A 9643-nucleotide genomic window follows, 5' to 3' on the forward strand; every position below is an offset into this window, starting at 1 on the left:
ATGCTAACATCTTAGATAACCAAGGTGTAGCAACTATTGCTGACAACGAACAACCGAATATAAGTATCGACGATATTACAGTAGATGAAGCAGACGGAACTGCTACATTTACTGTGAGTTTAAACGAAGCAGGGACAGAAGATATTACCCTAGACTACAATACCACGGATGATACTGCTATCAACCCAGAAGACTATACAGCTATTAGTGACAGTTTAACTATCACAGCAGGAGAAACCACAGCCACGATTACAGTAGATATTGTAGATGATGAAATCTTAGAAAATACAGAAACATTCAATCTTAACCTGTCAAATGCAGTCAATGCTAACATCTTAGATAACCAAGGTGTAGCAACTATTGCTGACAACGAACAACCCATTAACCAGCCTCCAGAAGGAGAAGCAGATACAGCCACAACACCTGAAAATATTCCTGTCACTATCAATATTCTAGATAATGATACCGATCCTGATGGTGACGCGCTAAGTATTAACACCATTGATACTACTACAGCTAACGGTGGTACAGTTACTCTCAATGATGATAATACTGTTACTTACACTCCACCTTCTAATTTTAGTGGTGATGATAGTTTTATTTACACTATAATTGATGAAAATGAAGCGATATCAGAAGATATTAATGTAACTATTAACGTTACACAAGAACCAGAACCCACACCGGAACCCACACCAGGACCCACACCGGAACCCACACCAGGACCCACACCGGAACCCACACCGGAACCCACACCGGAACCCACACCAGAACCCACACCAGAACCGACACCAGAACCGACACCGGAACCCACACCAGAACCCACACCGGAAAATCAGCCACCTATTGGTACTGCTGATAACGCTGACACCACATTCAATACACCAGTAACCATTGATATCCTTGCTAATGACAACGATCCAGAAGGCGATCAAATTACTCTGAATAGTATAGATCAAATTACAGAAAACGGTGGTATAATTAGCATTAATAGTGACGGCACTATTCTTTATACTCCAGCTATAGATTTTAGTGGAATTGATGATTTTACTTATACTATCCGAGATCAAAATAATATTCCATCTTCACCGATAAACGTTACTATTAATGTCAGCCCTCCATCTATTACTGAGGATGACTGCTTTTGTCCTCCGCCACCATCTGTTGAAATTATTCCCTTGACTACCCTTCCAGACCTCATTTCCCCTAGTTCTAATAATGCTACATCAGGTGATGATATTTTAACTAACAATGATCTTGCAAGTGGTTTAGAAGGAGATGATATCATTATTGGCACTGAAGAGAATGATTTGATTCGTGGAGGTAAAGATAATGATATATTATTTGGTGAAGGTGGAGATGATATATTATTTGGGGAACTTGGTGATGATACCATAGTTGCCGATAATGTTCTGAATAATATATTTGGTAATGATTCATTATTTGGTGAAGATGGTAACGATTTATTAGGAGCAAGTCGTGGTGAAGATTTGATTAGAGCTGGAAAAGATGATGATTTCGCCTACGGTGGTAAAGATAATGATTTGATTTTTGGAGATCTAGGTAATGATACACTTTTTGGTCAACAAGGAGATGACACTATTATAGGTGGTAATAATAGTCAAACTATACCTGATATTTTGGGAGAAGATTTGATATTAGGTGGGGACGGTAATGATTTACTAATTAGTAACTTTGCGAACGATACAGTTATAGCAGGTGCAGGAGATGATGTCGCTCTAGGAGGAAAAGATAACGATTTTATTTACGGAGAATTAGGAAATGATGAACTTTATGGCGATCGCGGGAATGATACTGTTTGTGGTGGAGAAGGTAACGATACTTTGTATGGAGATAATATAGAGAATTTGATTGAAGGAGATGCAAACTCTGATGCAGATGAAATATTTGGTGGTTTGGGAGACGATCTACTTTTTGGAAATCAAGGTGAAGATAAATTATGTGGTAATGAGGGTGATGATACTTTAAATGGTGGCGATGGGATTGATACTCTTATTGGTGGTAGTGGTAGGGACGGTTTTGTTTTAGAGTTGGGTGAGGATGCTGATATTATTACTGACTTTGATATCAACGAAGACTTTTTCATCCTAGATGGGGAATTGAGCGGGTCAGATTTAATAATTATTCAAGGTGAAAATGGTGCTGAAATTCGTTCAAATAATCAGACATTAGTTACTGTAGAGAATGTAGCTGCGGATGTAATTAATGCAAGTTTAACAAATGACAACACTTCTCTATTCATTGAACCGATAGACATTCCTCCTACTATTGACCTAGATAATAATGACAGTAGTGGTTTAGTCGGTAATGACTACAGCACGAATTTTACAACCAATACCCCAGTTACTATTGCTGACACTGATGTTTTAATTATTAACCCCGATAATAGTAATATCCAAGCTGCTACTATTACTCTATCAAATCCCCTAGACGGAATCACTGAAACTATTGAATTAAATCAAATAGCCCTCAATATTGTTGCTACAACAAATATAAATGTTACGCCATATAATCCTAACACTGGTGAATTACTCCTTACAGGTAGTGCCACCACTTCTGAATATCAAGAAATAATTGCTAACATTATCTACAACAATAGTAATGCTAATCCTAATATTGCAGATAGAATTATCAATGTAGTAGTTAACAACTCAGAAAATATTAGCAATACAGCAACCAGCACCATTAACTTTAACATTCCCCCTCAGCCAAATATTCCTAATGTAGTAATTACTCAATCAGAAGGTAGTACAGAAATTACCAATGATAATTTAACCGATATTTACGAAATAGTTCTCGATAGTATCCCTATTGAACCTATTGAGATTTTGATAACTCCCCCTATTGAAATAAATCTAGGTGCAGGTGCTGGAATTCCTGTTAATCTTAATTTTAATGCGGACAATGCTTTGAGTCCGCAAACTGTAACGGTTTCCTCAGCAGATAGTACGACTCCAGGTAGTTTTAATATCGAGCATAGTATTAATATTGACAGCACTGAAGAAAACTTAACATTTATAGTAGATGGAGTATCCACAAATATTGTCACAGCTAATATAAATATTCGGAATAATATCTCTCCAGGAAGTATCAGTGGAATTACATTTAACGACACTAACCGCAATGGTTCCCTCGATCCAGGAGAAACTGGATTAGGAAATATCGCCGTTTTCTTAGATACTAATCAAAATGATACTCCTGACTCCAACGAACAACAAACTGTTACAAACGAGTTTGGTATCTATAGTTTCTTTGACTTATCACCAGATAATTATACAGTCAGAACAATTTCTCCTCCTGACGCTACTCTCACAACAGCAGCAGAGTTTTCTGTTCCCCTGTCTTCCAGTCAAACTCTCAGTAATATTGACTTCGGTTATAGTTTTCCCAACCCAGGTACTCTCCAATTTAGCAACCCCATCTTTAGCGTTACGGAAAGTATCGCCAATTCTATAGTTACAGTAACTCGGATTGGTGGCAGCGATGGAGTTGTAAGTGCTGATATTAATCTTACCGATGGTACAGCAAATCAAGGTATTGATTATGGCAACCCTGTTCCTCAAACTATTTTCTTTGCAGATGGAGAAACTCAACAAACTGTTAGTATTCCTATTTTTGATGATGAATTAGACGAAAATACAGAAACTGCTAATTTAAGTTTAACTAATGTGACTGGTGGAGCAAATGTTGGTCAACCTGCTACTGCTACTTTGGAAATTGATGACGATGATGTTCCACTCCCTCTTATAGCTAACCCCGATACTGCTACTATAACTCAAGGCGATCCTCCCATAACTATTAATGTCTTGGCAAACGATCAAGGGAACTTTCCAGAGATTATTGCTGTTGATAATTTCAGCCAAGCTGGAAATAACGTTACTATAGATGATATTAACAACCAAATTATCTATAGTCTCACTCCAGGGTTTACAACTACAGAAACTTTCACAGATACATTCAATTACACTATTAGTGATAATAACCCAAATACTCCTAACTCTACGAATATAGTCAGCGTTGTAATTAATCCGCAACCTGAATTTCCAGGAAGCATTAGTGGAAATATATTTAACGATATTAACCGTAATGGTTTATTCGATTCAGGAGAAACTGGATTAGGAGATATCACTGTTTTCTTAGATACTAATCAAAATGGTACTCTTGACTCTAACGAACAACAAGCTACTAGAAATGGGTTTGGTTTCTATAACTTCCCTAACTTATTACCGGGTAACTATACACTCAGAACAATTTCTCCTCAACCTAATGCTACTCTCACAACTGCAGCAGAGTTTTCTGTTGCCTTGTCTTCTAGTCAAAATGTCAATAACATTAACTTCGGTTATAGTTTTCCCAACCCAGGTACTCTCCAATTTAGCAACCCCACCTTTAGCGTTACGGAAAATCAATCCATTGCTACAGTTACGATAATTCGGACTGGTGGGAGTGATGGAGTTGTCAGTGCCAATATTAATCTTACCGATGGTACAGCGAGTCAAGGTATTGATTATGAAAATGTTCCTGAGACTATTTCCTTTGCAGATAACGAGACTCAACAAACTGTTAGTATTCCTATTCTTGATGATAATTCAGACGAGAATACGGAAACTGTGAATTTAAGTTTAGCTAATGTGACTGGTGGAGCTAATATTGGTCAACCTGCTACTGCTACCTTGGAAATTATTGATGATGATGACGATCTAATAAGACCTCAATCTTTTACCACTCAGGTGTTGAGGTTTGAGGAATTTAACAATTTTGCTCGTTTTAGTTCTATTATAGTTAATACTCCTCAAGGTCTTGCCAACCTTGGATTTTCTAGCAATACTGTAGCTTTAGCTAGTCGGAATATATCAGGGGGTGAGGGAAGATTTGATGTTAATTCCACTATCAATAATACTGTCATTGCCTACGATACTGGTAATGCCATTAGAATTGATTTGCGTGACATAATTAATCAGGTGGGTGAAATTGAGTCTGGTAGTATTTTGTTTGATTATGCTTCTCCTAACAGAGGTCATAGTGTTTCATTTTTGGATGAAAATAATCGGCAACTTGGGCAACAACCTTTACCACAGACTCCTCCTGGTCAATTCGTGAATGATTTTAGTAATTTTAGTAGTCAAAATATTCCTATTCCAGAGGATACTCAGTTCATTACTATTGGTAGTGAAGCAACTGAAATTGGTCTTGATAATTTACAGTTGACATTACAAACAGAGGGTTTTTAATTGTTGGGTTTAATCTGGTAAAGCATAGAAATCGGGTTTGTATGAAATTTGGATGTCGCGATGCTAATATCAAATCCCCTCGGGTTCGGTATAAAAAAATGTTCCATCTTCAGTTATTGCTAAATCTTTCTATATCTCCCCATCTCCCCATCTCCCCATCTCCCCAGCATCTTTATCTAATTACACCAATGCTACCGGATTTGATATTACCCCCACTCTGAGACAATACACTATCTGTGGGGACAGCTACCAGATATGGGGGTGCTGCCTAAGTCCTGTCTAACTCTTCAATACTTTTGTGTGGTTGTAGTTTTAACAATCTCAGTATGGCGTTCGCGGAGCGTTGCGTTAGCAGTATCGCCCAACTTTTACTATTTATCCCTTAATTTATCAGGTTTAATTTTATTATACCGATGCTACCGGATTTGATATGATTATGAAAAAAGCGCTCTGCACACTTTTAGCTGTGTCAGTCTACTACTGGCGCGTCAAGCTTGAAAATGTGGGTTAAAAAAACCTAACCCCCCAACCCCCTTCCCTACAAGGGAAGAGGGGATTTCTCCCCTCTCCTCGCAGGAGAGGGGTTGGGGGAGAGGTCTCGTAGGTTGCTCGCTTCTAACCCACAATTTTAGTCTTGACACGGCACTACTGGACTGACACGCCTAAAATGTGGCAATAGTAGGGGCGGGTTTCACGTTAAATTAACGAGTTTAACCATTAAATCGAATAAACCTGCCCCAAAATCTAACGCACAAAATTAGATGTGTCGGTCTACTACTAGACTGTCTTTTGGATTTTATCATTCCTGATTGTGCAACGCCCCTAAAATAGTTATGGGCTAGAGCAAAACTACAAGCTTAATTCTAAAGCAGTGGCCATTACTATAATGTAGGGGCGAATGGCCATTCCCTCCTACCCATTGTATGACGATGACAGAATTATATTACTCCGATTTATCGGGAACCGTAGCCAACGGATTTGATGCCATATCAAATCCGCTTGATTCGGTATAAAAAAATGTTCCATCTTCAGCTATTGTTAAATCTTTCTAGCTCTCCCCATCTCCCCACACTCCCCACCCTCCCCACCCTCTTTATCTAATTACACCAATGCTACCGGATTTGATATAACTCCTACAACCCATCACCTATCAAAATAAAGGGTGCCCAATAATAAGGATGTCTAAAACTGTTCGTGTCTTTTTCACCCTTAACATTTCCACTTATCAAAGCTAACTGCGCTTGTCGTAATGCGTTCGCTTTCGTAATATTCCCTGTTTTCAACGCTCGATAAAAATCAATCATTAGTAGTTTTGTTCCCCGATCGTCAACTTGCCATAGAGTAGCTATAGATGCTTTCACTCCCGCTCGTTGCATCTGATAACCCAACCCCAAAATTTCCGAACCATCTTGCAAGAGACTTCCCATTCCAGTTCGACAAGCACTCAAAACTGCTAAATCAATATTCGGTAATGATAAATTTGTAATTTCCCGGAGAGTTAAACGACTGCCATCACCAAATAAAATAAACGAATCTTCTGGTTGCCCACTCACAAAATCTGCATGAGTGGCGAAATGAAGAATATTGTACTTATCAACCCGTGAAATAATTTCATCCCAACTAAATGCTTGATTGAACAATTTCATAGTATCAGGAATGATTTTGGCTAAAGTTTCTATCTCTTGTCCGGCAAATTGTAATCCTGAGAATTCAAATTCTCTTGAACCAACCATAAATTGATAGTTTCCTTCACTAAAAGCTGCTGCTAATACTCGTAATTTATCTAAAGGTTTACTGTTGAAATTAGTCAGACTAGCAGCAGTAATATTATTGATATTAAATTTTTCTATCAGCCATTTTTCCCCATCGTATAAAGCTGCTAAAGGAATATAACGTAATAAGCCATCAGGAGCATAAATAATAGTTTTTGTTCGTGCTAAAAATAAGTCTGTTTCCCAAGGTTTTATTAACCATTCATATAATAGTTTACCTGTTTTGCGTACTGCCAAATCGCTAATTCTTTTCCTTGGATATGTCAGAGCTGCCCTAAAGTCAAAAATTGCATTTTTTAACTGTATTTTACTAATCGGAACTGACCGATGAATTGGCAAACCATTGCTTTTGACTAATACCAGTTCTATCCTGTCTTCTAAAATTAATGGATAAAGCAGGACAGCATTTTCCTTGATTTTGAGAATATTTTGTAATCTTCTTAGATTAGTAATATCTATACTTTCTCCACCAGTTTTTTCCTGAAGCTTTTCTACTATTTTAATTATCTCTTTATTAGAAATAAAGTTGTTGAATTTTGCTTGAAGTTGCTGTTGTTGTGCTTCTAATTTAGTAATCTGTTGTTGTTGAGCGACAGACCTATCTGCAGGTGATATATTTTGTAAATTTATGAGTTCTTCATTTACCTGCAATACCTTATTTTGAATAGCATTATAGTTATCTAGAACTTCTTTTTCTTGGGGCAATAATTTGATTCCCACCGCAATTTGTTCATTGCTCTCTACATTTTTGAGATAATTATCTAATTCTTGAATCTTTAGTAAATCTAATACTTGTTGAGCTTCTATAACTCGGTTTTGCTGCAATAATAAATCAGCTAAACGGCGGTAAGTATCAGCGATTTTTTCTGCATAAGACTGCTTTTTGTCTAGGGAAAGAATTTGTAACTCTTGACGAATCGCTTCTGTAACATTTACAGAAGTTTTATAGAAAATAATTGCTAATTCCAGTTGTTTTTTTGCAAGAAATAAATCTCCTATATTGCTTAAAGTTATTCTTTCACTGGCGCGATCGCCGATGTTTTTTTGAATGGTTAAAGCTTGACGATAATAGTCTTCTGCTTGAGTATATTCTTGGAGACTTTTGTAAACTGTTCCTAAACTATCTAAAGTTCTTCCTACTTCTGTTTTATTTCCTATTTCCTGAAAAATTATTAATGCTTGCTGTAAATATTCTAGTGCTGTTTGATATTGACTTTTTTGGTCATAAACTAAGCCGATATTATTCAGACTGTTACCTATTCCTGGTTTGTCGTCTATTTGCTTTCTAACTGTTAAAGCTTGTTGATAATATACTAATGCTTGGTCATATTTTTTTTGCAGTTTATAAGTTAGACCTATATTATTTAAGGTATCTCCTTCACCTTTTTGATTGCCATTTTGTCGGTGAATTGCTAAAGCTTGTTGATACCACTCTAAAGATTTTGCGTATTGACCTAACTCTTGATAAATTAAACCGATATTATTAATAACTGCTGCTTCACCTTCCAGGTTTCCTAGTTCTTTAAATGTCTGTAAAGCTTGCTGATAATATTCTAATGCCTGAGAATATTTAGCTTTATTTATATAAATTGCTGCTATATTATTCTGAGTTCTCCCAACTCTAACTAAATCTCCTAATTCCTGACGAATTTCTAAAGCTTGCTGTAAGTAATCTAAAGCTTGGTTATAGTTTCCCTGTCGAAAATAAACTGCTCCAATACTATTGAGGCTACTACCAATACCTTCTTTGTCATTAATTTGGCGACGAAATTTTACTGCTTGCTGATAATATTCTAATGCTTGAGGATACTCAGCAAGTTTGTTATAAACTGCTCCAATACTATGAAGTGTTTTACCAATTTTTAGGGAAAGAGATTGATTAGCATTTTCTGAGACTCTATATATTAATTGATAGATTTCTAAAGCTTGTTGATATTTTTCTAGAGCTAACTGATATTGACCATCTTTGTATAGTCTATCCCCCTGTTCGTAGAGTTCTTCTGCTTCAGTTTGTTGGGTAGTTTGAGAGATTATTTTTTGTTGAGATTGATAAGAATTTAATATTTGAGAAAATCCTGTTTCATAGTAGAGGTAAATGGTTAAAGTTAGGCAACAGATTAGGAATAATTTTATGAGTCTTTTTATTACTCTCCTTTTTTTACTAAGTTTAGACATTTTTTTTATGTTTTTTGTCTATAGCAGGGAACAGGGAACAGGGAACAGGGAACAGTTGGAAAAACATTTCCGCTGTCTAAGATTCATCATCAGTTTATGTCCTAACCAATTCTTTCTTAGCTATATAAACTTCTAGCGATCGGCAATATACTTCTACTGAAATAAAACATCTAAAAATGTAGATTGGGTAGAACCATAGTGAAACCCAACAAAGTCTTGGTATAAGTTGGATTAATTCGAGTCAAATGAAACATCTCAAAATGTAGGTTGGATAGAACGATAGTGAAACCCAACAAAGTCTTTGTATAAGTTGAATTAATTCGAGTCAAATGAAACATCTAAAAATGTAGGTTGGGTAGAACCATAGTGAAACTCAACAAAGTCTTCGCATAAGTTGGATTAATTCTAGGAATCGGCAATATACTTCGAGTCAAATGAAACATC

General features: G+C 36.5%; 2 protein-coding genes. One reads left to right on the forward strand and one right to left on the reverse strand.

Going from position 1 to position 9643, the window contains the following annotated elements; all coding sequences use genetic code 11:
* Positions 1-5252 (forward strand): Calx-beta domain-containing protein (locus ACP6PM_RS10125; protein WP_426584221.1); only part of this gene is annotated, 5252 nt, incomplete at its 5' end.
* 1133 nt (positions 5253-6385) lie between these two features.
* On the opposite strand, the gene ACP6PM_RS10130 is transcribed toward ACP6PM_RS10125, so the two are convergent.
* Entirely contained in the window at positions 6386-9199 is a 2814-nt protein-coding gene (locus ACP6PM_RS10130; protein WP_426584223.1) for a CHAT domain-containing protein, read from the reverse strand.
* Positions 9200-9643 lie beyond the last annotated feature (444 nt).

The sequence above is a fragment of the Dapis brunnea BLCC-M229 genome, from assembly GCF_050015995.1.
Lineage (GTDB): Bacteria > Cyanobacteriota > Cyanobacteriia > Cyanobacteriales > Microcoleaceae > Trichodesmium.